General features: G+C 72.9%; 18 protein-coding genes. 12 read left to right on the top strand and 6 right to left on the bottom strand.

The features are described from left to right. The first annotated feature begins 131 nt into the window (after positions 1 to 131). From U8525_RS28335 to U8525_RS28315, 5 genes are all read left to right on the top strand, one after another. On the top strand, positions 132 to 1,958 hold the full coding sequence (locus tag U8525_RS28335; protein ID WP_374269819.1) for an Hsp70 family protein: 1,827 nt from the start codon (positions 132 to 134) through the stop codon (positions 1,956 to 1,958). Positions 1,959 to 2,096: 138 nt separating this feature from the next. Beyond that, positions 2,097 to 3,224 (top strand): TIGR02266 family protein, encoded by a 1,128-nt coding sequence (locus U8525_RS28330; RefSeq protein ID WP_374269818.1) that lies wholly within the window; start codon positions 2,097 to 2,099, stop codon positions 3,222 to 3,224. A 126-nt stretch (positions 3,225 to 3,350) separates the two neighbouring features. Beyond that, positions 3,351 to 5,492: a beta-propeller domain-containing protein gene (locus tag U8525_RS28325; RefSeq protein WP_374269817.1), complete on the top strand. Its 2,142-nt coding sequence runs from the start codon at positions 3,351 to 3,353 to the stop codon at positions 5,490 to 5,492. Between the two features lie 86 nt (positions 5,493 to 5,578). Then, positions 5,579 to 6,985, top strand: coding sequence for an MATE family efflux transporter (locus U8525_RS28320; RefSeq protein ID WP_374269816.1), 1,407 nt, complete (start codon positions 5,579 to 5,581; stop codon positions 6,983 to 6,985). A 98-nt stretch (positions 6,986 to 7,083) separates the two neighbouring features. Then, positions 7,084 to 7,719 (top strand): LysM domain-containing protein, encoded by a 636-nt coding sequence (locus U8525_RS28315; RefSeq protein ID WP_374269815.1) that lies wholly within the window; start codon positions 7,084 to 7,086, stop codon positions 7,717 to 7,719. Positions 7,720 to 7,821: 102 nt separating this feature from the next. Here the strand turns inward: U8525_RS28315 and U8525_RS28310 are convergent, their stop codons facing one another. The 3 genes from U8525_RS28310 to U8525_RS28300 all read right to left on the bottom strand — a co-directional run bounded on the left by U8525_RS28310 (position 7,822) and on the right by U8525_RS28300 (position 9,949). Beyond that, on the bottom strand, positions 7,822 to 8,535 hold the full coding sequence (locus U8525_RS28310) for an esterase family protein (RefSeq protein ID WP_374269814.1): 714 nt from the start codon (positions 8,533 to 8,535) through the stop codon (positions 7,822 to 7,824). A gap of 62 nt (positions 8,536 to 8,597) precedes the next feature. Beyond that, the gene (locus U8525_RS28305) at positions 8,598 to 9,308 is read right to left on the bottom strand and encodes a YqiA/YcfP family alpha/beta fold hydrolase (RefSeq protein WP_374269813.1); all 711 of its coding nucleotides are present in this window, start codon (positions 9,306 to 9,308) and stop codon (positions 8,598 to 8,600) included. A 20-nt stretch (positions 9,309 to 9,328) separates the two neighbouring features. Continuing rightward, positions 9,329 to 9,949 (bottom strand): hypothetical protein, encoded by a 621-nt coding sequence (locus U8525_RS28300; RefSeq protein WP_374269812.1) that lies wholly within the window; start codon positions 9,947 to 9,949, stop codon positions 9,329 to 9,331. A 45-nt stretch (positions 9,950 to 9,994) separates the two neighbouring features. Here U8525_RS28300 and U8525_RS28295 point away from each other — a divergent pair, with 45 nt between their 5' ends. The 4 genes from U8525_RS28295 to U8525_RS28280 all read left to right on the top strand — a co-directional run bounded on the left by U8525_RS28295 (position 9,995) and on the right by U8525_RS28280 (position 17,241). Further along, on the top strand, positions 9,995 to 11,152 hold the full coding sequence (locus tag U8525_RS28295) for an AAA family ATPase (protein WP_374269811.1): 1,158 nt from the start codon (positions 9,995 to 9,997) through the stop codon (positions 11,150 to 11,152). Between the two features lie 1,000 nt (positions 11,153 to 12,152). Continuing rightward, positions 12,153 to 12,569 (top strand): hypothetical protein, encoded by a 417-nt coding sequence (locus U8525_RS28290; RefSeq protein ID WP_374269810.1) that lies wholly within the window; start codon positions 12,153 to 12,155, stop codon positions 12,567 to 12,569. Then, positions 12,566 to 14,380: a hypothetical protein gene (locus tag U8525_RS28285; RefSeq protein WP_374269808.1), complete on the top strand. Its 1,815-nt coding sequence runs from the start codon at positions 12,566 to 12,568 to the stop codon at positions 14,378 to 14,380. The genes U8525_RS28290 and U8525_RS28285 overlap by 4 nt, the downstream gene beginning before the upstream one ends. Further along, positions 14,377 to 17,241, top strand: coding sequence for a bpX6 domain-containing protein (locus tag U8525_RS28280; RefSeq protein WP_374269806.1), 2,865 nt, complete (start codon positions 14,377 to 14,379; stop codon positions 17,239 to 17,241). Before U8525_RS28285 ends, U8525_RS28280 begins: the two co-directional genes overlap by 4 nt. Before the next feature lie 8 nt (positions 17,242 to 17,249). On the opposite strand, the gene U8525_RS28275 is transcribed toward U8525_RS28280, so the two are convergent. Next, positions 17,250 to 17,936, bottom strand: a complete 687-nt coding sequence (locus tag U8525_RS28275; protein WP_374269805.1) for a response regulator — start codon at positions 17,934 to 17,936, stop codon at positions 17,250 to 17,252. Positions 17,937 to 18,104: 168 nt separating this feature from the next. Here U8525_RS28275 and U8525_RS28270 point away from each other — a divergent pair, with 168 nt between their 5' ends. After that, the gene (locus U8525_RS28270; RefSeq protein WP_374269804.1) at positions 18,105 to 18,386 is read left to right on the top strand and encodes a hypothetical protein; all 282 of its coding nucleotides are present in this window, start codon (positions 18,105 to 18,107) and stop codon (positions 18,384 to 18,386) included. A gap of 107 nt (positions 18,387 to 18,493) precedes the next feature. Then, positions 18,494 to 20,401 carry an ATP-binding protein gene (locus U8525_RS28265; RefSeq protein ID WP_374269802.1) on the top strand — a complete coding sequence of 636 codons (1,908 nt, stop codon included), beginning with the start codon at positions 18,494 to 18,496 and terminating at the stop codon, positions 20,399 to 20,401. On the opposite strand, the gene U8525_RS28260 is transcribed toward U8525_RS28265, so the two are convergent. Next, positions 20,395 to 20,778, bottom strand: a complete 384-nt coding sequence (locus U8525_RS28260) for a response regulator (RefSeq protein ID WP_374269801.1) — start codon at positions 20,776 to 20,778, stop codon at positions 20,395 to 20,397. The genes U8525_RS28265 and U8525_RS28260 overlap by 7 nt on opposite strands. A 243-nt stretch (positions 20,779 to 21,021) precedes the next feature. Further along, positions 21,022 to 21,726, bottom strand: a complete 705-nt coding sequence (locus tag U8525_RS28255) for a LysM peptidoglycan-binding domain-containing protein (RefSeq protein WP_374269800.1) — start codon at positions 21,724 to 21,726, stop codon at positions 21,022 to 21,024. 424 nt (positions 21,727 to 22,150) lie between these two features. On the opposite strand from U8525_RS28255, the gene U8525_RS28250 reads away from it, so the two are divergent. After that, a complete protein-coding gene (locus U8525_RS28250; protein WP_374269799.1) occupies positions 22,151 to 23,251 on the top strand; it encodes a hypothetical protein in 1,101 nt (366 codons plus the stop codon). Positions 23,252 to 23,460: the final 209 nt, after the last annotated feature.

The following is a 23,460-nucleotide window of genomic DNA, read 5'->3' as shown; positions in this document are numbered from 1 at the left end:
CGCGTCCGGCGTGTGCGCTGGCGGCGGTCCGAGGGCCCCCCGAGGCAGTCCGGCGCCCGGCAGCGGACGGCGTGCATGCGACAGGACTTGGCGGAAGCGGCCCTTGCCCGTAGCGTGGCCCCACCCTCGCCATGCAAGAACCTGTCATTGGCATCGACCTGGGCACCACCAACAGCGTCGTGGCGACCGTGGAAGACGGGCGTCCGCGGCTCATCCCCTCGCGTGCGGGAGGGCGCCTCACGCCGTCGGTGGTGGGCCTCACCCGGGCGGGAGACCGCCTGGTGGGGCAGCCCGCCCAGGCCCTGGGGGAGGAGCACCCGGACGCGGTGGTGTGGGCCACCAAGCGCTTCCTGGGGCGCCGCTACACGCCGGAGCTGGTGCAGCAGGCGAAGGTGGTGGTGCCGTATCCCCTGGTGGCCGGGCCCACGGGCGACGTGCGCGTGAAGATGTCCGGCCGCGTGATGCCCGTGACGCAGGTGTCCGCCTTCATCCTGGGCGAGCTGCGCCTGGACGCGCAGGCCCACTTCGGGCGCGACGTGCGCAAGTGCGTCATCACCGTCCCCGCCAACTTCGACGACAACCAGCGCCAGGCCACGCGGGAGGCGGCGGCCATCGCGGGGCTGGAGGTGGTGCGGCTGGTCAACGAGCCCACCGCGGCGGCGCTGGCGTACGGCCTGTCGCGCGGCTTCGAGGGCAGCGCGCTGGTGTTCGACCTGGGCGGCGGCACCTTCGACGTGTCCATCCTGGACGTGAAGGCCGGCGTCTTCGAGGTGAAGGCCACGGGCGGCGACCACGCGCTGGGCGGCGAGGACTTCGATCAGCGCATCGTCCAGTGGCTGCTGGCGCAGGTGGAGGACTCCTTCCAGGAGGCGGTCTCCCGCGACGCGCAGTCGCTGCGGCGCCTGAAGGTGGCGGCGGAGGCGGCCAAGCGCGAGCTCACCGACCACGAGGAGGCCACCATCTCCGTGTCCGGCCTGGGGGACCACGCGGCGGGCGTGAAGCGCTTCACGGAGATCAACACCGCGCTCACCCGCGGCTTCTTCGAGACGCTGTCCGAGCCGCTGTCGCGCCGGTGCCTGGAGGTCTGCCAGAGCGTGATGGCGGAGGCGCGGATGGATCCGCGCTCGGTGGACGTGGTGCTGCTGGTGGGCGGGATGACCCGCGTGCCGCTGGTGCGCCGGCTGGTGGCGGACTTCTTCGGCCGCGCGCCCTCCACGGACGTGCACCCGGACGAGGCCGTGGCGCTGGGCGCCGCGGTGCAGGCGGATGAGCTGGTGCGGCAGGCGGGGCAGGCGCTGCTGCTGGACGTGGCCAGCCAGAGCCTGGGCGTGGGCGTGATGGGCGGGCGCGTGAAGCGGCTCATCCCCAAGAACACGGGCGTGCCCGTGGTGGCGACGGACATCTTCTTCCCGGGCACCTCCGGCCAGGCGGAGGCGCGCATCCCCGTGTACCAGGGGGAGAGCGAGTTCCAGGACGAGAACCACAAGCTGGGCGAGGTGGTCCTCAAGAACCTGCACGTCGCCAACCGCGGGGAGACGCCGCTGGAGGTCGTCTTCGAGCTGTCCGGCGAGGGCATCCTCGCGGTGAAGGCCACCGACCTGACCTCCGGAAACATGGAGCTGGTGCGCCTGGAGGCCCGGGCCGGCCTGCCGCAGGCCGAGGCGGAGAAGCTGGGCCAGGAGCAGTCCCACTACGCCCACGCGCAGGGCGTGGTGGACGCGCGCAAGGCGGAGGAGACCTTCCGCAAGCTGCTGGAGCGCGGGGAGAAGCTGGCGCGCCTGCTCCAGCAGAGCGCCCGGGAGAACCCCAGCCCGGAGGCCGAGTCGGCCGTGGGCACCGTGCAGCAGCTGCTGGTGGGCGGCAAGGAGGCGCTGGCCGCCGGGGACGCCGCGCAGTGCGCCCTCATTGCCCGTCAGCTCACGAAGCTGCTGTCCGGCCGCGCCGAGCCCCGGGGCTGACGTCCTGCGCCACGCGGAAGAGGCGTCCACCAGCGCACGTTGTCGCGTCAGGTCCGTGGTGCCTTTCCCGGAGTCCGCTTATCTCCGGGAGTCATGATGACCCCCGGTTCTTCTCCGCGCCCGAGAGACTTGGTCTTCGTGGTGGACGACTCGCGGACGGCGCGGGACGTGATGCGGCTGCACCTGTCGCGCATGGGCTGCGACGTGGTGGGGCTGGAGGGGGCGGACGCGTGCCTGGCGGAGCTGTCGCAGCGGACGCCGGCGCTCATCCTGATGGACCTGCACCTGGAGAAGCTCCAGGGGGACGAGGCCTGCCGCCTGGTCAAGGCGCACCCGGCGGGGCGCCACGTGCCCGTGGTGATGTTCACGGCGGCGGACGAGCCGCACGAGGTGATGCACTGCGGGCGCGCGGGCGCGGATGACTTCCTGCCCAAGCCGGTGAGCCAGGAGGCGCTGGCGGCGAAGGTGGCCGCGGTGCGGCTGTCGCGCGAGCGCGCCTGGACGGGCCCGCCGCGCGGCAAGGGCGTGCTGCTGGTGGAGGGCGGCCGCTTCCTGCACACCTTCCTGGGCGGGGCGCTGGAGCACGAGGGGCTGCACGTGCTCTACGCCAAGGACCTGGACGACGCGGCGGCGCAGGCCGTGGCCCAGGGCGAGCGGCTGGACGGCTTCGTGGTGGACGTGTCCCGGCTGCCGCGAGAGGCCCTGGCGCTGGCCACGCGCCTGCGGGAGCAGTTCTCGCGCAAGCCGCTGGTGCTGATGTCGCGGGTGGAGGAGGCGCCGGACGTGCTGGCGCGCGCGCAGGAGCTGTGCGGCGCGCCGCTGCTGCTCAAGCGGCAGCTGGGCGCGGACGAGCTGCTGGCGAAGGTGCTCTCGCGCCTGTCGCCGGGCACGGTCCCCCTGAGGGCCGCGGAGCGGGTGCCCTTCTTCACCGTGGTGGAGTTCAGCACCCAGGGCGGCCCCACGCTCAGCGGCTTCAGCCATGACGCCAGCCCCCAGGGCCTCTTCGTGCGCACGCTCACGCCCGCGCGCGAGGGCTCGCGGCTGTCCCTGCGGCTGGTGATGGCCGGCCAGCGCACGCCCTGCGAGGCGCAGGCGGTGGTGGCGTGGTGCAACCCGCCCGGGATGGGCAGCGCGTTCCGCTCGCAGACGGGCATGGGGCTGCGGCTGGAGGGCATGGACGCGCAGCTCCAGCAGCGCTTCGTGCGCTTCGTGCCCCAGACCCACGGTTTTCCCCCCGCGGGGGGCGTGCGCGCCTCAGGTTTCTGAGAGCGGCGTCCCACCCCTCGCGCGCCCCAACCCCCCGCAATCACGGACAGTGCGGACGGGATTCCCCCCTGGCATGGGCGTGGCAATGCGCCGAGCCCCGCGAGGCTTTCGAGGGAGGAATCACGCATGCGCATCAGCCTTTTCGGAACGGTGGGGCTCACGCTCCTGGCGGTGGGGTGTAGTGACGGCGGCAGGGCCCCGGACGGCCTGGAGAACCAACCCGTGCAGCAGTCGCTGAGGCTGGAGACCTTCAACGACTGCGCGGCGCTGGAGCAATACATCGAGGACAGCGCGACGAAGCAGATGCGCACGGTGCTGGAGCAGCAGAAGCCCGGCTATTGGGAGCGCTTCGGCCGGGGGCGCGGCGGCATCGTCTTCGGCCCGGTGCCCGCCGACGACGCGGGCGGCGAGGTGACGTCGGGCGGCGGCAACGGCGCCCCGCCTCCCCAGGACTCCACCGGCACCAACAACCAGGTGGAGGGCGTGCACGAGTCGGACTTCGTGCAGAACGACGGCACGCGCATCTTCGTGCTGTCCGGCAACCGGCTGTACGCGCACCGCTCGTGGCCCGCGGAGCAGCTCACGCTGGCGGCGACGCTGGAGGTGGAGGGCTGGCCCCGGGAGATGCTGCTCGACGAGCACGACCGGCTGGTCATCGTCTCGCAGGTGGCGCTGTCCCTGCCGGGCACCCCGGCGAAGGCGGGCACGGGACCGGGCGGGGGCATGACGCCCGTCGCGGACATGGCCTGCTACGGCTTCGGGTGCGGCTACTACAACGCGGACAGCACCAAGGTGACCACGGTGGACGTGTCGGACGTGGCGCACCCCACGGTGGTGGATCAGCTCTACCTGCCCGGCGTCTTCAACCAGGCGCGCCGCGTGGACAGCCACGTGCGGCTGGTGCTGTCGGACGCGTTCCGCTGGCCGGAGGACGTGCGGTTCTGGGTGGACTTCTCGGAGGACCTCTACCGGGACGAGGGCAAGCTCACGAAGGCCATCGACGCGCTCATCGCCCAGAACGAGAAGCGCATCCGCGCGAACACCCTGGACCGGTGGCTGCCCGCGGGCAGGCACGTGGACGCGGCGGGCGTGGAGACGGCGCTGCCCACGGCCTGCGGTGACTTCTACCGGAGCAACGCGCCGGCCGCGCTGGGCTTCGTGACGGTGGCCTCGGTGGACCTGGACGCGCGCACGGCGGCGCCGGGGCGCACCAGCCTGGTGGCGGAGCCGGGCACGGTGTACGCGTCCAGGGAGTCGCTGTACCTGGCGCACCCGCATTACTGGTGGTGGCCGGAGCCGGGGCAGAAGGACTTCACCTACCTGCACAAGTTCGACCTGCGCCAGCCGGGCCGCGCGGTGTACGTGGGCTCCGGCACGGTGGAGGGCACGCCCATCAACCCGTTCGCCCTGGACGAGTACGAGGGCGTGCTGCGCCTGGCCACCACGGTGACCACCCGCGTCCCGGAGCCGGAGCACGAGGACTGGTGGTGGGGACGCACCACCACGGCCAGCCGCGTGACGACGCTGGGCGTCCAGGACGGGCGCCTGGCGGAGCTGGGCCGCAGCGAGGACCTGGCCGAGGGCGAGCGCATCTTCAGCGCGCGCTTCGTGGGCCCGCGCGGCTACGTCGTCACCTACCTCCAGGTGGATCCGCTCTTCACGTTCGACCTGAGCGACCCCGCGCACCCGCGCAAGGTGGGCGAGCTGAAGGTGCCCGGCTTCTCCACGTACATGCACCCGGTGGGGGACCACCACCTGCTGACCCTGGGCATCCACACGGAGCCGACCAACGGCGGCTGCTGCGGCACGAGCAACGTGAAGCTGTCCCTCTTCGACGTGGGCGACCTGGCGAACCCGAAGGAGGTCTCCACGCAGCTGGTGGGCCAGGCCTACGGCTGGAGCGAGGCCCTCTACGAGCACAAGGCCTTCAACTACTTCGCGGCCAAGGGCCTGGTGGCCATCCCGTTCACGGACTCCGCGTCCTACACGACGTATGAGGACTACTGGTCCAGCTTCCGCACGGAGCTGCGCGTGTTCCGGGTGGACCTGGCGGCGGGCATCTCCCCGGTGGGCGCGGTGCCCATGTCGGACCTGTTCAAGAAGGCGGGCGCGCCAGAGTGGAGCTACTACTACACGCCGGAGGTGCGCCGCAGCGTGATGGCGGATGACTACGTCTACGCCATCAGCGACGCGGGGGTGCGCGTGTCGAAGGTGGACAGCCTCCAGACGCCGCTCGTCACGGTTCCGTTCCCGGCCAGCACGCCCTGACGGGGGAGGGCGAGCGGTCAGGCGGGGAGGGGATGGCGTCGCTTGCGTCAGCGCAATCCCGGCCCGAAGAGGCTATAGGCCCCGCCATGCCGTCCGACGCCGTCGAGCCCTCCGTGTCGTCCTCCCCCCCGGCCCGCGGCGCGTGGGGGGAGCTGCGCGCCCTGCTGCGGCTGGCCATCCCCCTGTGCATCGCGCAGGCGGGCCAGTCCCTCATGGGCGTGACGGACACCTTCATCGTCGGCCGGGCCGGCACGTCGGCCCTGGCGGCGGTGGGCCTGAGCCACGCCCTCTTCTTCGCCGTCAGCAGCTTCGGGATGGGGCTGATGATGGGCGTGGATCCGCTGGTGTCCCAGGCCATTGGCGCCGGCAACCCGCGCCGCGCGCGGGACGTGCTGTGGCAGGGCGTGTGGCTGTCCGCGTTCGTGGGCGTGGTGCTGTGGGCGGTGCTCATCGCCGTGCCGTCCGGCCTGCCGTGGGTGGGCGTGGCGGAGGAGCAGATCGTCCAGGTGCGCGCCTTCCTGCACCTGCGCGCGCCGGGCCTGCCCCTGATGCTCATCTTCCTCACGGTGCGCGCGTACCTGCAGGCCATCGGGATGCCCCGGCCGCTGGTGGTGTCCGCGGTGCTGGCCAACATCATCAACGTGATGCTGGTGCCGCTGTTCGTCTTCGGCGGCGCGGCGCTGCCCGGGTGGGCGGGGCCGCTCACCCGGGTGCCGGCCATGGGCGCGCCGGGCGCGGCGCTGTCCACCCTCCTGTGCACGGCGCTGGAGGTGCTCATCGTCGCGCGGGCGGTGCAGGCCATCCCGGTGTCGGGCACGCCGTCGCGCAGGCCGGTGCTGGCGGACCAGCTGCGCGCCTTCCGGGTGGGGCTGCCCATCGGCCTGCACATCGCGGCCGAGGTGGGCATCTTCGCGCTGGCGGGCGTGCTGTCCGCGAAGCTGGGGCCGGAGAGCGTGGGCGCGCACCAGATCGCCATCTCCTTCGCCAGCCTCACCTTCACCATGGCGCTGGGCATCGGCAACGCGGGCAGCGTGCGGGTGGGCTGGGCCGTGGGCGCGCACGACACGCCGCAGGCCCGCCGCAGCGGCCTGATGGCCTTCGCCACCGGCGCGGCGGCCATGTCGCTCAGCGGGCTCCTCTTCGCGCTCTTCCCCCAGGGCCTGGCGAAGCTGGCCGGTTCGCCGCCGGAGGTGCTGCCGCTGCTGCTGCCCCTCCTGATGGTGGGCGCCATCTTCCAGGTCTTCGACGGCGTGCAGGGCGTGGGCGCGGGCGTGCTGCGCGGCGCCGGCCAGACGCGCTTCACCTTCGTGGCCAACATCCTGGGCCACTACGCCGTGGGCCTGCCCCTGACCCTGCTCCTGGGCTTCCACCTGGGCATGGGCGTGGTGGGCATCTGGTGGGGCCTGTGCGCGGGCCTCATCACCGTGGCCGGCGCCGTGCTGTGGCGCTTCCTGCGCGTCAGCGCCGGCACCCTCCGGCCCCTGGAGGGTTGATGTTGGTGTAAACTTGCAGCCTGGATGAAAAGTCCAAGAATCTGGGAATCGGACGCAACCTGGATCAGGAAGTCCCGACAATGGGTGCAGGAGCTTACATGTCCAACTACCGCATCCGTCCTGGTGACACCCTCTCCGCCCTCGCGCAGCGCTTTGGCACCTCCGTGCAGAAGCTGGCGAAGGACAACAACATCTCCAACCCGGACCTCATCTTCTCGGGCAACAACCTGAAGATCGGCCACTCGGGCACCGACAGCTTCGATGCCGGCGGGGGACGTCAGGGCCTTCGCGGGGGGAACACGGGCGGCGCGGACGTGGGCGGGCCGACGGGCGTGGCCCCCACCGGCGGGACCGACAAGGGTCGCCGGCTGGCGGAGGCGGCGCGCGCGGCGGCCATGGGCATGGGCGGCTACAACAGCCAGGGCCTGTGCGCCACGGGCGTGAGCCGGGCCATCCGCAACGCCCTGGGCATCGGCGTGTCGGGCAACGGCAACCAGATCGACAACAACCTGCCGCGCGACAAGTTCCGCCAGGTGGACATGTCCCTGGAGGAGGCGCTGAAGATTCCGGGCCTCGTGCTCACGTGGGAGAGCACCTCCACGCGCCTGGGCAGCATCTACGGCCACACGGCCGTCACCCTGGGCGACGGTCACTCGTCCGCCAGCGACTTCATCGAGCGCAACACGACGAACAGCGGCCGCTCGGGCTTCAAGGTGTTCGTGCCCATCGAGTAGTGCCTCCGGCGTTCACGCTGGCGCATCCCGCGAGCCTCCGGGTCCTTCCGACCGGAGGCTCTGTCGTGTCCGGGGTCCCGCGTCCCCGCCGGGGCGCGGCGCTCAGGCCGGCAGGTACTGGCGGATCATCTGCCGCCACACGGGCCAGTCGTGGGTGCCGCCGTTCCAGATGGACAGGTCGTTGCGGATGTCCTTCTGCCAGAGGACCTTGGAGAGGTTCTCGTTGGAGGGGCGGCAGAAGTCGTGCTCGCCCACCGCCAGGGTCATCTCCACGCGGCGCAGGGCGGACAGGAGCCGGGGGTCGTGCAGGTTGGGCAGCCACTGCGGCGCGGTGTGGAAGTACACCTGCTCATCGTGGTGGCCGTCGAGGAAGTCCTCCGTCTCGAACTTGCCGCCCATGGAGATGAGGCGCTGGAAGACGTCCGGGTGGCGCAGGCCCACGTTGTACGTGTGGAAGCCGCCCAGGCTGCACCCGGCGAGCGTGAGGCGGCCTCCGTTGGAGCGGCCTCGCACCAGCGGCACCACCTCATGCAGCAGGTAGTCCTCCCACTGCGCGTGGCGGGCCACGCGCACGGCGGGGGCGACGTCCTTGTTGTACCAGGACTCCTCGTCCACCGAGTCCACGCACGCCACGACGTAGCGGCCCGCGTTGATGCCGTCCGCGATGGCGGCGATGAGGCCGAAGTCCTCGGCCTGGAAGAAGCGGCCCTTGCTGGTGGGCACCAGGATGACGGGCTCGCCCGAGTGCCCGTACAGCAGCACTTCCATGTCCCGGTTCAGCCGCGGGCTGTGCCAGCGGTGGTATTCGCGGTTCATGGCCGCCACCTTAGCTGGCGCGTTCGCGGTGGAAGCAAGGCGGCCCCGGGGACGCGCTCCGGTCAGCCGCCAGTGAACACCTGCCGGGCCTGCTCCACACCTCGCCACGGCGCGAGGAAGGCATCCGCCTCCTTCGCGATGAGCTCCAACGAGGCGGTCAGCTCGTGGCCGTCATCCACCTCGACCAGGCGGACGTGGCGCTTGCCTTGGGCCCACTCGCGCGAATAGCGCACGTCGCAGGTGTCGTCCTTGCGGCCGTGGATGACGAGCGTGGGCACGCGCACGTCGGGCCAGGGGCCGCGCTTCGCGTCCATGGCCTGGGCCTCCTCGACGATGCCGTGGTGCACGCGCGCGCGGCGCTTCTCCGCGTGGTCGTCCGTCTCCAGGAAGCCGGTGCGCCTCCACTCCGCCCAGGCGTGGGGGCCCATGCGGCGCTGGAGCTGCTCCACGAAGTGGAGCGCGGGGGCCAGCAGCACCAGGGCGCTCACGCGCGCGTCCCGCTCGGCGGTGCGCGCGGCGACGAGCCCGCCCAGGCTGGAGCCGATGACGACGGCGCGGTCGTTGGGGGTGCCCAGCGCGTCCCGCACGGTGTCCAGCATGGCGTGCAGGCCCAGGTGCTCCAGGGACGGCACTCGCAGGTTGAGGCGCTCCAGGGGGATGCCCTGCTTCGCCCAGTGCGCATCCAGCCAGACGCCCTTGGCGGAGGCCGGGCCGGAGGCGAAGCCGTGCAGGTAGAGCCAGCGGGGGCCGGGGGTGGGGGGCGGCGTGTTCATGGGCGCGCACTGTACCCGCGCTAGAAGCGGAGCACGGGCCCGGCGACGATGCTCTGGAGCGGCTTGGCGCACATGCTCACGCTGACGCCCGCGCTGGCGCTGGTGTCGTCCGTGGCCTTGGTGAACTTCACGTCACAGAACTGGAGGGCGGTGGCGACGGAGACGCCCCACCGCTCGGAGATCCAGCCGTCCACGCCCAGGCGGAAGGCCATGCTGGTGACCTCGAAGTCCTCGCGGCGCAGCTGGCCCAGGCTGTCCGGCGTGAAGGGCTGCGACCAGCTCTTCGCCAGCCGCGCGCCCACCCACGGCGTCACCGGCTTGTCGCCCAGGAAGCGCAGGCGGGCCTCCAGCCCCACGGCGGTGTAGTCCAACTGCACGCGGCCCAGCTCCGCCGGGTTCTTCGCCTCGGCGAACTGCTGGCCCCAGGTCTGGGTGGTCTCGAAGACGACGCCCAGGGACAGGCCGGGCGGCGTCTCCACGGCGAGCCAGGCCTGGAGGGCGGGGCCCCTGGCGCGCCAGTCGCTGAAATGATCCAGGGTGATGCCCGCGCCCAGGGAGGCATAGCCATGCCACCCGTCCGCGAGCGCTGGCCCCGCGGACAGGACGCCCGCCAGGGACAGCCACTTCCACTTCGTATCCATGCCGCCACTGTATGCCGGACCGGGGGCGAGGCTAGGCTCCCGGACATGTCCGTATCTTTCGAGGTCGCGGCGGCCGAGGTCCGCGACGCGCTCACCGACGCGAGCCGGGGGCTGGTGGAGCGCGAGGCGATGGTGGAGCTGGTGGCGCTGTCGGCGGTGGCGGGCGAGCACCTGCTCGTCGTGGGGCCGCCGGGCACGGCGAAGAGCGAGGCGGTGCGCCGGACGGCGCGCGGGCTGGGCGGCTCCTACTTCGAGTACCTGCTGGGGCGCTTCACGGAGCCGTCCGAGCTCTTCGGGCCGGTGGACCTGCGCAAGCTGCGCGAGGGGCTGGTGGAGACGGAGACGGCGGGCATGTTGCCGGAGGCGGAGGTGGCCTTCCTGGACGAGGTGTTCCTGGGCTCCACGGCCATCCTCAACACGCTGCTGGGCGTGCTCAACGAGCGCACCTTCCGGCGAGGCCATACGCGCATGCAGTGCCCGCTGCGGGTGTGCGTGGGCGCGTCCAACGCGCTGCCGGAGGACGACGCGCTGGCCGCGTTCGCGGACCGCTTCCTCGCGCGCATCTTCGTGGAGCCGGTGCCGGATCCGCGGCTGGAGGAGCTGCTGGAAGGGGGCGCGTTGTCGTGGGCGGACGCGGCGCCGCGCGTGGCGTCGCTTCAGTCCCTGGACGTGGTGGCGCAGGCGGCGCGGCGCGCGGACCTGGGGCCGGTGCGGCCGCACCTGGCGCAGGCGCTGCGGACGCTGCGGGCGGCGGGCATCGCGCTGTCGGACCGGCGCGCGGTGAAGGTGCAGCGGCTGGTGGCCGCGGCGGCGGCGCTGGCGGGGCGGGCGACGCCGGGCGTGGCGGACCTGTGGCCGCTCGTCTACGCGGTGCCCACGAAGGAGGCGCAGGCGCTGGCGCGGGACGTGCTGCGCGACGTGCTGTCCGCGTCGGAGAACCCGGCGCTGTCGGCCGCGGCGCTGGAGGCGAGCGCGGGGCCGCTGGCCCGGGCCCAGCGCATCGCGCAGGCGGGGCATGCGCTGCTGGAGGCGCGGCCCGTGGAGGGGGACGTGGACGCGGTGGCCGCGTGGCGGCTCAAGCTGGAGGGCGTGGCGCGCGAGATGGACGCGGGCTTCGCGCCGGAAGCGCTGCCGGAGACGCTGCGTGCGCTGCGCGGCGCGGTGGCGGCGGCGCTGGAGGAGGCGGGGGTTCGCGCGGCGTGACGTTGGTGGATTCAGCCGTGAAGCGAGGAGGCGTCATCCCTCAGGCCATCCCTCGAAGGCGTCCCATCCTTCGGGGGGTGTTTGGAACCCGAGGGCATCCAGGCACTGACGGGATCGGCGCATCCAGTCCGCGCCTTTGAGGTTGTCGGAGGGCACGTGGACCACGCTGTCCGCGAGCGCTCGTACCTGGGGCGCTGCGGCTCGGAATCGCTCCGCGTCGGGGCTGCCCGTGGCTTGCTCGCAGAATGCCGCGAGCGAGAGCAGTCGCGCGTCCAGCGCCTCACGCAGCGTGGTGGGTGAGGCTTGCGTGGACCATCGTGCATAGAGGCGAGGCGCGGCCAGGACCGTCAACAGGTTGAGTGCCTCCGCGACCAGGGCTGCCTCCTGCTCCCACGAGGTTTCAGCCACAGAAGGGCCCCACCCGGGCGTTGAAAGGCAAAGTGTGAAACAGCAGGGCCTTCCCGGTGACGGTTTCACCGGTCATGCACGTGTAGACGGCCCAGCCCTTGATGGCGAGATTCTCCATACCCTGGATGAAGCAATAGGGGCACTTGCCTTCACCGCAGCTTGAAACGAAGCATGCGGTGCTCCCGCAGGGAACCGTCGCGGGCCATCCTCGGGTGGTGCAAGCCCGGCGCTTTCGTCAAGGGCGGAGCCGCGGATGCGGGCTGGGACTGCGATACGGCGAGCACGCCGAGACCCATCGCCAGCCGTTTCAGTTCCATGCGCCCAGGACGTTGCAATGCGCCCTCCCTCGCTTCAGCGTGTCCCGGGAGATTATCTCTTTGGCTTGCTCGGCCTTCACGTGGCAGCGGATCCGGGTCGTGCTCATGCTCGGGAGCATGGGCAGGCCTCCGAACGCTGTACAGCGGAAGTCCGGCGGACTGTCGCGCGTCATGCCCGGCGCGGGCTAGAGTGCGCGGGTGCTCAACGGGCGCGGGTCGCGCGGGAACAGGGTGTCATGAGTCCGCCAGCGGAACCTGCCGTCGAGGGGCTCCCCGTGCGCTGGCGCCCCCGGGCCCTGCCCCTGGAGCCCCTGGCCGTGGCGGGCGTCGGGCCCGTGGCGCTCGCGCTGGGACACCGTGCTTCGCGGGCGGGGGACGCGGCGCTCGCGTCGTGGAGCGGTGTCGCGGGGACGGACGTGCTCGTGCTGCTGGGGGCCTCCGCTTCGCTGCCCTGGGTGGATGGCGCCGTGTACCTGGGCCGCGACCCGCTGGCGCCCTCGCTGCTGCTGCCGTGCGCGCTGGAGCCGGACGTGGCGCCGGCCCTGCTGGAGCGCGCGCTGCTCGCGGGGCAGGGCGATGCGCCGCTCGCGGTGCTGCCCGGGGCCGGCGTGCTCGTCTCCGTGGCGGCGGCCCAGCCCGTCGTGCGCGCTTCGCTGCTGGCGTGGTTGAGCGCGTCGGAGGCCGCTTCGTGAACGCGCTGCCTCCCGCGCTGCGCCCCTGGGCGACGCAGCTGTCCCTCTTCCCGGAGGACCTGGCGCGGCACCTGGGGCCGCAGGTGGCCCGGCTGTCGGCGGCGGTCGGGGCGCTGCGGCCTCGCGGCGAGGCCGAGGGCGGTGAGCCCCAGGGCTACGATGGCCTCGCGCGTCGGGGCCCCTTCGACCGATTGCTCGTCAGTGAGTGGCTCTGGGCCCTGGAGGCACCCGAGGAGCTGGTGCGCCGCGCGGCGTTCGGCGAGCTGTCGTTCCTCAAGCCCGCGTTCCGTCAGCCGCAGGGGGCTCGGCGCACCGTGGTGCTGCTGGACGTGGGACCGGATCAGCTGGGCCTGCCGCGCATCGCGCACCTCGCGCTGCTCGTCGTGCTCGCGCGCCGCGCCGAGGCCGTGGGCGCGGCGTTCACCTGGGGCGCGCTCCAGACCGACCCTGCTCGCGCCACCCGCTCGGGCCTGGACGGCACGTCGTTGCTCGCGTGGCTCGAAGCCCGCTCCACCGTGCCCGCGTCCCCGGCGCACCTGGCCGCGTGGCGCGAGGCCCTGGCGCTATCGCGGGCACCCGGGGACGTGTGGCTCGTGGGCTCCTCGCGCCTGGGGCGGATGGAGGGCTCGGAGGGGATGTCCCGCGTGGAGGTCTCCGAGCCGATGGAGCCCGGCGCGCACCGGCTCACCGTGGACGTGCGGCCCGCCGCGCGGGTGCCCCGCTCGGTGGTGCTGGAGCTCCCGCCTCCGGAGGATTGCGTGCGGTTGCTGCGCAATCCCTTTGCTCCCCGACGGGCGTCTGCCGCGTGGCAGCCGCGCAAGGGCGACCGGCGGATCGCGAAGTTCTCCTTCTCCGGGGACGGCCGGCGCGTGCTGCTGTTCTCCGAGGGGGGCGCCGTGGAGGCCATGGCCGTGCCGCACTCTCCGCGCGCGACCGTGCCCAAGCCCCGGCGCGTCCAGGTGCCTCCCGGGCAGCGCGTCATCGCCGCGGGGTGGCGCTATACAGGTGGGTTGATCGTGCTCGCGAGTCACCTGGACGGCTACGTGATGCACGGGTTGGTTCGCACGCCGGAGGGGCTCCGGAAGGCGCGCTACCACGCGGCGGAGGACCACGAACAGCCAGCGCTCGCGGCGGGTGCGCTTCCGGTGAGCCTCGTCAGCTGGACGGATCGGCGTGGGCAGGAGCACCTGTGGTTGAAGGATGGCAGGGCCCGGTTGTTCTCGCTGGCGCCTCCGTCGCCGGGGGGGACCTCGGCGCTGAGCCTGGAGGAGGAGGCGGTCTCCGCGATGGCGGCGGTGAACACGCGCCCGGTCTGCGTGCTGCGGCCCCAGGTCCAGCTCCCAGGACGGATGAACCTCTCGCGGCTCAAGATGCTGGGCGAGGAGCCTGCCCGCCTCGTTCCGCTCAACGCGCGCCAGGGGGATGCGTTCTTTGGCTATTCGCCATTGGGGGCGCATCCGGACGCGGGGCTGCTCGCGGTGCGTGACAAGGACTCGGAGTGGCGGCTGTTCCTGGACACGGGCGTGTCGGTCGTCTCCGTGCCGGAGGAGCTCCAGGTGGTGGGCGTGGTGCAGCCGCCCGCACCTTCGCCGCCCGGGCTGGTCGCGGTGGAGGCGGATCAGCGGACCTTCCACTTCTTCTCGCAGCAGTCGTCCCGACCGCTCGTGGCGGCCAGTGGCCCCGTGGTGCAGGCCGAGGCGAGCCACGGGCAGCAGGTGCTGGGATGGCTGACCCAGGCGGGAGAGTTCGTGCTGTGGGACCTGATGGAGCAGGCGGTGTTGTATCGCTCCATTCCGGAGGCCGCGCCGTGACCCCCGCGCTCGAAGCCGTGCGGCCTCGCGCGCAGGTGCACCGGGGCACCGTGGTGGTGGAGGCCTGGTGGTTCCACCCGGGGCTCCTGGGCGAGGCCGAAGCGCGCCGCCGCGTACTGGAGGCCTGGAGGCCCGGCGTCACGGTCTGGGCGCTGGCGGGGGGCTACTTGTTGAAGCGGGCCGCGCCCCACCCAGGCGCGGTGGAGTCCGCGCCCGGGCTGCCGTTGGTGTTGGAGTCCGGGGTGCTCACCAGCGCGCCGCTGAGCCCGAACGAGCGCGAGCGATTGGCGCCGCCCGCGGGGGCCGTCGTGCTGGTGCAGGCGGGCGTCGCCCGGATGTACGCGCCCGGAGCGCTGCGCCAGGTGGAGCCGGGAACGTGGCTGGACGTGTCGGCGTGGCGACGCGTGCGGGTGAAGGGACTGGGCGCGCCACCCGAGCCCATGAAGCGCGCGCTGGAGCCCGTGCCCGCGCCCACGCGCGAGCGGTTCGGCCCCCGGGTGCCCAGGCTCGCGCCCGAGGCGGAGCGCATGCTCGCGCGCATGGCGGGGCGAGCGGTCCCGGAGGTGGAGCCCGAGGGCTTCTTCGCGAGACTGCGGCGGGTCTTCTCGCGGAAGCCCGGCGAAGCAACGCTGACCGTCCGTCGTGAAGGCCTGTTCGCGCGGCTGCGCCGGGCGCTTCGCTCGCGGACGGAAGGCGTGCGCGACGGCTCGATCTCCGTGGCGCGCGAGGGGTTCTTCGCCCGGCTGCGCCGTGCCTTCCGCACCGAGACGCAGGGCGCAGCTCCACGGCACGCCCCTGGCGCCAGCACGCGCCCCGCCGGACCCGAGGGCCCGGGCGCGCTCGAACAGCTCAAGGCGTGGATGCTCCGGAGCACGCCCCTCGGGCGGCTCGTGGGGCAGCGCAAGGGAGACTACCTCCGCCACCTCTTCGAGCTCTTCGAGCAGGGCGACCTCGACGAGGCCCTGCGCCACGCCATCCCCCTGGGCAAGGACCTGGACGCCCGCGCGCAGCTCGCGCTCGGTGTCCCCGGCCCGCGCGAGGAGCTGCGCATCCATCCTCACGGTCGCGGTGGCGCCGCGCGGAGCTTTGGCGGCGGCCCCGCCGTGTTCGAGGCGCTGCGCGAGCGCTACCGCGACACCTTCCGCCGCCTGGAGCGGGAGGGCCGCATCGACGAGGCCGCCTTCGTCCTCGCGGAGCTGCTGGACGCCACCGAGGAGGCCGTGTCCTTCCTGGAGCGCCACGGCCGCCTCCAACTCGCCGCGGAGCTCGCCGAGGGCCGCAACCTTCCGCCCGGCCTCGTGGTGCGCCAGTGGTTCCTCGCGAAGGACGTGGAGCGCGCGGTGGCCATCGCGCGGCGCTCGGGCGTGTTCGCGGACGCCCTGCTGCGCCTGGAGAAGACCCACCCCGACGAAGCCCAGGCCCTGCGCCTGCTGTGGGCGGAGTCGCTCGCGGAGGCGGGAGACTGGCAGCGCGCGGTGAGCGTCGTGTGGCCGGTCGCCTCCGCGCGCCACCTCGCGCGCGCCTGGGTGGAGCGTGGCATCCAGGCCGGCGGCATGAGCGGCGCGAAGCTCCTGGTGCGTCTGGCGCTCGGGTTCCCGGATGGCTTCGGCGCCGCGCGGGACGCCATCCACTCCCTGCTGTCGGATGACGCGCCCGCGCACGCCCCGGAGCGGCTGGCCTTCGCCGCGGAGCTCCTGCGCGAGGACGCCTCCGAGGCGCGGAGCGCGCTCTGCGTCCCCACCGTCCGCGCGTTGATGCGCGACGAGGCGCTGGAGGGACTCCCGTCCAACGCCAGGCTCCTCCAGCAGCTCCACGCGCTCAAGGCCCCGGCGCTCGCCGCGCTGCGCACGGACCTGCCGACACCGGCGCCCTCCGCTCGCGAGCCCTGGGGCGAGTCGCATGCCGCGCCGCATGTGCGCGTGTGGATGGACCGGAGCCACGCGGGCGCCCACGCCGTGCATGACGCCGTGGTGCTGCCGGGCCGGCGCGTGCTGCTCGCGCTGGGCGAGGCGGGCGCGCGGCTGGTGGGCCCGGACGGACGCACGCTCGCGGGCTTCGACGTGCCGGCGTTCTCCCTGGTCCTGTCCGAGCAGGGCCACCGCGCCCTCGCGCTCGCGCGCCGGGGCGACCCATGGCGCGTGTCGCGCCTGGACCTGGTGGAGCGCCGGGCGACGCACTGGTGCGACCTGGAGCTGGACGCGTGGGCGCCCACCTACGACGGGGAGCGATGGTTCACCGCCGCGCATGGCGCCGTGAGCATGGTGGACACGCTCGCCGCCGAGCCGCGCTCCCTGTGGCGCGTGTCGGAGGTGGGCGGCACCGTGCTCCGGATGGCCGTGGACGCGAAGCACCTGTCCTTCCTCGTCCTGCACCTCACCTGGAACCAGGACTTCGAGCGCGTCGAGCGCTGGTGCTACGAGCTGCCGGGCGGCCCCGTCCTGCGCGGACGCGCGGACATGCAGGACCTGCGGGAGCCCCCTGCGTCGCTCACGCTCACGCCCGACGGCGAGGCGACGGTCGGGCGCATGGCGGTCCCCACGGACGCGGCGGGGCCCGACACCTGGCCCTACCTGGCCCCCATCATCCCGCGGCGCTTCCACCTCCAGGCCCGACGGGACGTGGCGCGCGTGGGCGAGGTGCTCACGCGCTCCTGGAGCGCGACGCGCTTCCAGAAGGGGGAGCTGCACACGACCGTCCTGCGCGACGGCGCCGGCCACGCGCGCGCGACGGTGGAGTTCTCAGGCACTCCGCCCCAGGTCGTGCGCCTCACGGAGGACTGGTGCGCCATCCACGACCTGCATGGCCGCGTGGTGTGGCTGGACCTGCACTCCGGTGAGGTCCACCGCGTGCCGGTGGTGTGAGCCTCCCCTCAGGCGCAGCGCAGGTGGCTGGGCACGATGACGATGCTCGCCGTCAGCGCGCAGGCGGCGTCGTCCACCTCCAGCACCACGCGCACGCCCTCCACCGTCACCAGCAGCGACGGCTGATCGCTGTGCAGCGCCATCAACCACGACGACGCCAGCGGCAGCTCCGTGGCCGCCAGCTCCGCGGCGCGCAAGAGGTGCACGCGCACCGCGTGACGGATGGGGGCTGGCAGGGCGTGCAGCGCGTAGAGCGACTCGTCCGTCAGCCGCAGCGCGTACGGCACGCGCGGCGGTTCAGGCGGGCGCCCGGGCAGCTCCCGCAGCCGCTCCGACAGGACCCGCACCAGCGCCTCCGGCTGCGTCGGCTTGCGCAGGAAGCCCACCACTCCCTGGAGCGGCACCTCCGGCGCGCCGCTCGCCGTGGACATCATCATCACCGACAGGTGCCGCAGCCGCGCGTTCGTGCGCAGCTGCCCGTACACCTCCCAGCCGTCCAGCCGCGGCAACATCAGGTCCAGGAGGATGAGGTCCGGGTGCTGCGCGCGCGGACGATGACGCAGCCAGTCCAGGGCCTCCGCGCCATCCGCCACGGACGACACCAGGAAGCCCACCTCCCGCGCCGCACGGTCCACGCGCTCCCGCCAGGAGCGATCATCCTCGACGAGCAGCAGGTGGTGGACACCCAGGGCCATCCCCGGATTCGACCTGCTTTTCCCTGGATTGTTGAACCGGACCTGGGGCCAGCGGGCTCCCCAGCGTCACCTGTCCGACAGTGGCGCCCGGGGACTGTTCCCCCCGGACACCTGGCGCCTGATCCGCTTGGTTCACCGTGTCGCTGTCAACTTGTAGTTGAGCTGTAGATGCACACCCTGCGGGTGCCCATGGCCTACCGCTGTCAGCTGGAACCCCTGGTGGTGCGCGCCCTCACGGCGTGTCCGCCCCCGGTGCGCGCGCGGCTCCAGGCGGAGCTGGGGGCCCTCGCCAGCCGGATGCCGGCCCTGCCGGTGTCGCCGCCGGGGGGCGAGGGGGCGACGGTGCTCGCCTGCGGCTTCCAGGTCCGCTACCGCGTGGAGCCAGACGCGGGGCTCCTGCGGCTGACGGCCCTGTGGCCGCTGGGGCTGGTCCGTTCGCCTTCCTCCTGACACGTCGCCAGACGGTCCTTGTCGCATCGGGAGCGGGGGCCTAAGTCGGAGGGGACCTCTTCTCTCTGGACGCACCCCAGGTCCCTTCGCCTCGCGAGCCGCGCACCGTGCCTCCGTCCCTGGCCGACTTCCTCTTCCAGTCCCGCGACGTCCTGCAGGACGCCTGGCTCCACGAAGCCCCCGGCTCCGGCGACACCTTCACGCACGGGCTGGCGGCGGTGGCGGCCCGGATGGCGAACCCGGACGCGCGCGTGTCCGACGCGCTGGCGCGCGAGCTGTCGCTCCTGGTGCAGGGCTCCGACGGGCACCCCACGACCACCAACTTCCGGCGCCTGCGCGACACGGTGCTGCGGCTGTGGCGCGAGCGGGGCGGCGAGGACGCCGCGCAGGTGGAGCGCTTCCACGACGCCGTGGACGCGGTGGAGGCCGCGGCGCTGGAGGCCCACGTCCAGGCGCGGCTGCACGCGTCGCGCGAGGCGGCGGAGGCGGCGCGCGAGCGGGGCGCTCCGGACGCGCCCGAGCCCCGGCGCTGGGAGGACATCTTCACGCACCTGGGCGTGGGCGTGGCGGTGATGGGGGCCGACGACAGCACGTTCGTGGCGGCGAACCCCGCGCTCGCGCGCATGCACGGGCAGCCCCCGGAGGCGCTGAAGGGCCTGCGGCTGGAGGAGCTGGTCGCGCCCGAGTCGCGCGGCGCGCTGCCCCGGCACATGGCCGCCGCCAGCTCCAAGCCGTTCCACGAATACGAAGCGCTGCACCTGCGCCGCGACGGCAGCCGCTTCCCCGCGTTCGTGCACGTGACGTCCCTGCGGGACGCGACGGGCCGCCGCGTGGGCCGCGCCGCCACGGTGCTGGACATCACCCAGCGCCGCCAGGGAGAGGCGGAGCGCCAGCGCCTGCTGGCCACCATCGAGGCGGAGCGCGCGCGGCTGGCGGCGGTGTTGGACCAGCTCCCCGCGGGCGTGCTCATCGCGGAGGCGCCCAGCGGCCGGCTGCTGCTCGGCAACCGCGCGCTGGAGTCGCTCCTGGGCCAGCCCTTCCGGCCCACGGCCAGCCTCGCGGACTACGAGTCGTCGCACCGGATGTTCACCGCGGACAACGAGCCGCTGTCGGACGACGCGTGGCCCATGGCCCGCGCGCTGCGCACCGGCGAGACGCGCCAGGCGGAGCCGCTCCAGGTGCGCCGGCCGGACGGCACCACCGCGCACCTGCTGGGCTCCAGCGCGCCCGTGCGCGACCGGGACGACCAGATTGTGGCGGGCGTCGTCACCCTGGTGGACGTCACCGAGCGCCGCCGCGCGGAGGAGGCGGCGCGCGAGGCGGCGCAGTTCGGCGAGCGGCTCATCGCCATCGTCAGCCACGACCTGCGCAACCCCCTCAACGCCATCCAGCTGTCCGTCACCCGGCTGCTGCACGGCGACGCGCTCCAGGAGCGCGACCGCAAGGCCGTGTCCCGCATCGCGCGCTCCAGCGAGCGCATGGCGCGCATGATCTCGGAGCTGCTCGACTTCACCCGCAGCCGGCTGGGCGGCGGCATCCCCATCGAGCGGGTGCCCGGCGACGTGCGCATGGTGGTGCGCCAGGCGGTGGAGGAGCTGGAGGCGGCGTGGCCGGAGCGCTCGCTCACGCTGAGCGTGGGCCCCGGCCGCTATGACGGCGTCTGGGACGCGGACCGGCTGCTACAGGTGGTGAGCAACCTGGGCGGCAACGCGCTCCAGTACAGCCCGCCGGACTCCCCCGTGCGCTTCACGCTGTCGGACGCGGACGCGCACGTGGTGCTGGAGGTGCAGAACGGCGGAGACCCCATCCCGCCGGACCTGCTGCCGCGCCTGTTCGACCCCTTCCGGCGCGGCGTGGGCAGCAACACGCAAGGCGGCCTGGGGCTGGGGCTCTACATCGTCGAGCAGGTGGTGAAGGGCCACGGAGGCCGCATCGAGGTGCGCTCGCGCGCGTCCGAGGGCACGGTCTTCCGCGTGCTCCTGCCTCGCGAGCCCGCGCCGCCGCAGGCTCAGTAGGCGGCGGCTAATTGCGACTGCTGGGAGCGGAACGGCTCCAGCGCGCGCATCAGGTCGTCCAGGTCCAGCGGCTTGGGGATGGACGCCCGGATGCCCTGGGGCACGGGGCGGGTGGCGCCCGCGCCCGATACGACGATGACGGGCAGGTTCTTCAGGCGCGGCTCCTTCTGCACGCGCTCCATCAGCTCCCAGCCGCTCATCACCGGCATCATCAGGTCCAGCAGCATCACGTCCGGCATGGGGCCGCGCCGCAGGCGCTCCCACGCATGCAGGCCGTTGCCGGCGACCTCCACGGCGAACCCTTCCAGCGTGAGGAACTCCTCCAGCATCTCACGGCTGTCGACATGGTCTTCCACGAGGAGGATGAGGCTTCGCATGGCACCCGGGAGCCTCCCCCCGTCCGGCCCCGGACGCAAAGACCCCGGGCCCTGGGAACGTCCAACCCTGGACGGAAGGCCATGGGCAGTGTGCAGCCGGCGCCACGGAGGGGGCCCTGGAGGGCAGGCCTCCGTCCAGGGGCCGAAGCCAGACCCGCGAAAAACGAGATGGGGCCTCCCCCTTCCGGGCGCCTGGGGCGCGGAAGGCGAAGGCCCCACCGGGGACCGTCATCCCGGGGGTGCTCAGCCCCGGTACTGGTGCACGGACATGATGGGGTAGTTCATCGACGAGAAGCTGATGCGCTGCGAGCCGTCCGCGTTCACGTTGTTGGAGCCGATGAACTGGGCCTTGCCGTCCTTCCAGCCCGCGAACATCACCACGTGCTCGCCGCTGCCCACCTTCATGCAGACGACGTCGCCGGGCTTGGCGTCCTTCAGGCTCACGCGCTGGAAGTTCGGGTCGCGGTCCAGGTTGGACTGGAGCGTCATCACGGACGCGCTGTGCTGGCTGTCCTTGATCTGCCCGGCCTGCTCCAGGCACGCGGAGACGAAGTTGGCGCAGTTGACGTTGTTGGGGACCCAGTCCTCCATGTCCGCGCCCACGCCGCTGGTCTCGAGCTTCAGCGAGCCGGCGTTCTTGCCCAGGTTCGACACCGCGATGTCGTACGGGCTGCCGCCGGGGCCGCGCGTGGCCGGACCCGCGCCGCCCGCGGGCGCCGTCACGTCGCCCGCGCCGCTGTTGTTGCCGCCGGAGCTGCCGCCGCCGCGGAGGCCCTGCGAGCCGGACTCGAAGCTGTCGCGCGAGCCGGGGATGTTCAGCGTCTTGCCCGTGTAGATGAGGTCCTTGTTGGTGATCTGCGGGTTGGCCTTCATCAGCGAGTCCACGGACGTGCCGTAGCGCTGGGCCAGAGCGGAGAGGGTGTCACCAGACTGGATGCGGTAGCTCATGGGGGGCTCCGAGAGGGGAGCAGTGACCCGACGGCGGTCACCGGCTGCGATTGTTTCCATTCTCGGCATTCAAGAACCGGGGTTGCGTTCCCCGGCTGCTTTTCACTCCAGGCCCGCACATGTGGGCGACGCTGCGCACCCGGAGTGGAATCCCTGGCCGGAGCAGGGCGCGCACCGGCCCTGGGGCACCCGGGGGGCCGCCCGGGGAGGCCTTGTCGCGGTGCGCAATTTCAGGGGATTTAGCGGCTCTGGCCGTCGTGCTTCTGGCGGGCGATGCGGCGGCTGAGGGCGTCCTGCTTCGCGTCGAGGCGGGCGCGCTCGGCGGCGTCCAGGTGGGTGGCTCTTATGAAAGGGGAAACATTCCGAGGGGATGGGGACGCGCGGCGCGCTTGAACGGGTGGGGGCGCCCACGCATGGTGGCGGGGTGACGACCATTGCTCATCCCGACTTCGCGGCGGCGCGGTTCGCCAGCTTCCCGGACGCGCGCTTCACCCCGGCACCGGCGGACGGCGTGCTGCCGGAGGGCTTCTTCACGACGACGAACCTGCCCACGTACGTGCGGGTGGACGGGCGGTGGCGGATGCCGCGCGAGCCGCGCATGGACGGCGCGCTGGTGCTGGACGCGCAGGGGGAGCTCTGGGTGCGCGAGGGCCGCCGGGTGCGCGCGGGCGAGCGGGTGGTGGTGGGCAAGGCGGAGGACGGCAGCGAGGGCGTCTACGTGAACATGGCCTACCTGTCGGAGGGCGGGGAGGGCGAGTTCAAGTTCATGACGAGCGAGGTGTCGCGCGAGAAGCCCATCGACTACGCGCACATGGCGCGGCTGCTGGTGGAGGAGCGCGAGCGGGGCGGCTATCCCATCTGGGTGACGGGGCCGGCGCTGGTGCACTCGCGGGCGCGGGCGGACATGACGTGGTTCGTGGAGAACGGCTTCGTGGGGGCGCTGCTCGCGGGCAACGCGGTGGCGGTGCACGACATCGAGGCGTCCATCTACGGCACGACGCTGGGGATGAGCGGCGCGGGCGAGGCGACGTCGGGCGGGCACGGGCTGCACATGCGCGCCATCAACCGGGTGCGGCAGGCGGGCTCCATCGCGAAGGCGGTGGAGGCGGGCGTCATCACCAACGGCATCATGCACGCGTGCGTGAAGCACGGGGTGCCGTTCGTGCTGACGGGGTCCATCCGGGATGACGGGCCGTTGCCGGACGTGGTGACGGACAACCTGGCGGCGCAGGACGCGATGCGAAGGCACGCGGTGAAGGCGACGATGGCGGTGCTGGTGGCCACGGCGCTGCACGCCATCGCGACGGGGAACATGCTGCCGGCGTTCGTGACGGAGAAGGACGGCAGCCTGCGGGAACTGCCCACCATCTGCGTGGATTCGTCCGAGTTCGTGGTGAGCAAGCTGAAGGACCGCGGCACGCACCAGGCCTTCGGCGTGGTGACGAACGCGCAGGACTTCATGCACATCCTGCGGCTGTACGTGGAGCGCGAGCTGGCGGCGCGGGGCACGGCGCCGAAGGCCTAGGAGTGTGTTGGGGTAACGGGCGAGGAGCCGGATAACAGGCTCCTTGCAGCAGAGGTGGCGCTTCGCCCGTTTGGAGCTGGCAGCGCCGCCACTACGCGGCGAGCTGAGCCCGATGGAGTTTCAGCAGGTTGTGGGTAAGGCAGATGAGCGCCCACTCGCCGCGCGCTTTCTGCAGTCCACGCAGCAGCAGTTGGCGGAAGCCTCGCGCC

Origin of the sequence: Corallococcus sp. RDP092CA, assembly GCF_041903675.1 — a bacterium.
In the GTDB taxonomy this organism is placed as follows: Bacteria; Myxococcota; Myxococcia; order Myxococcales; family Myxococcaceae; genus Corallococcus.
This window is presented reverse-complemented; position numbering and strand designations above follow the sequence as displayed.

What these genes read in the sequence shown, in the direction of transcription:
- U8525_RS28260 (WP_374269801.1), bottom strand. Translation starts at nt 20,778, where the DNA reads ATGCGAAGCCTCATCCTCCTCGTGGAAGACCATGTCGACAGCCGTGAG.
- U8525_RS28300 (WP_374269812.1), bottom strand. Translation starts at nt 9,949, where the DNA reads ATGGATACGAAGTGGAAGTGGCTGTCCCTGGCGGGCGTCCTGTCCGCG.
- U8525_RS28295 (WP_374269811.1), top strand. Translation starts at nt 9,995, where the DNA reads ATGTCCGTATCTTTCGAGGTCGCGGCGGCCGAGGTCCGCGACGCGCTC.
- U8525_RS28310 (WP_374269814.1), bottom strand. Translation starts at nt 8,535, where the DNA reads ATGAACCGCGAATACCACCGCTGGCACAGCCCGCGGCTGAACCGGGAC.
- U8525_RS28270 (WP_374269804.1), top strand. Translation starts at nt 18,105, where the DNA reads ATGCACACCCTGCGGGTGCCCATGGCCTACCGCTGTCAGCTGGAACCC.
- U8525_RS28325 (WP_374269817.1), top strand. Translation starts at nt 3,351, where the DNA reads ATGCGCATCAGCCTTTTCGGAACGGTGGGGCTCACGCTCCTGGCGGTG.
- U8525_RS28315 (WP_374269815.1), top strand. Translation starts at nt 7,084, where the DNA reads ATGTCCAACTACCGCATCCGTCCTGGTGACACCCTCTCCGCCCTCGCG.
- U8525_RS28275 (WP_374269805.1), bottom strand. Translation starts at nt 17,936, where the DNA reads ATGGCCCTGGGTGTCCACCACCTGCTGCTCGTCGAGGATGATCGCTCC.
- U8525_RS28305 (WP_374269813.1), bottom strand. Translation starts at nt 9,308, where the DNA reads ATGAACACGCCGCCCCCCACCCCCGGCCCCCGCTGGCTCTACCTGCAC.
- U8525_RS28335 (WP_374269819.1), top strand. Translation starts at nt 132, where the DNA reads ATGCAAGAACCTGTCATTGGCATCGACCTGGGCACCACCAACAGCGTC.
- U8525_RS28255 (WP_374269800.1), bottom strand. Translation starts at nt 21,726, where the DNA reads ATGAGCTACCGCATCCAGTCTGGTGACACCCTCTCCGCTCTGGCCCAG.
- U8525_RS28320 (WP_374269816.1), top strand. Translation starts at nt 5,579, where the DNA reads ATGCCGTCCGACGCCGTCGAGCCCTCCGTGTCGTCCTCCCCCCCGGCC.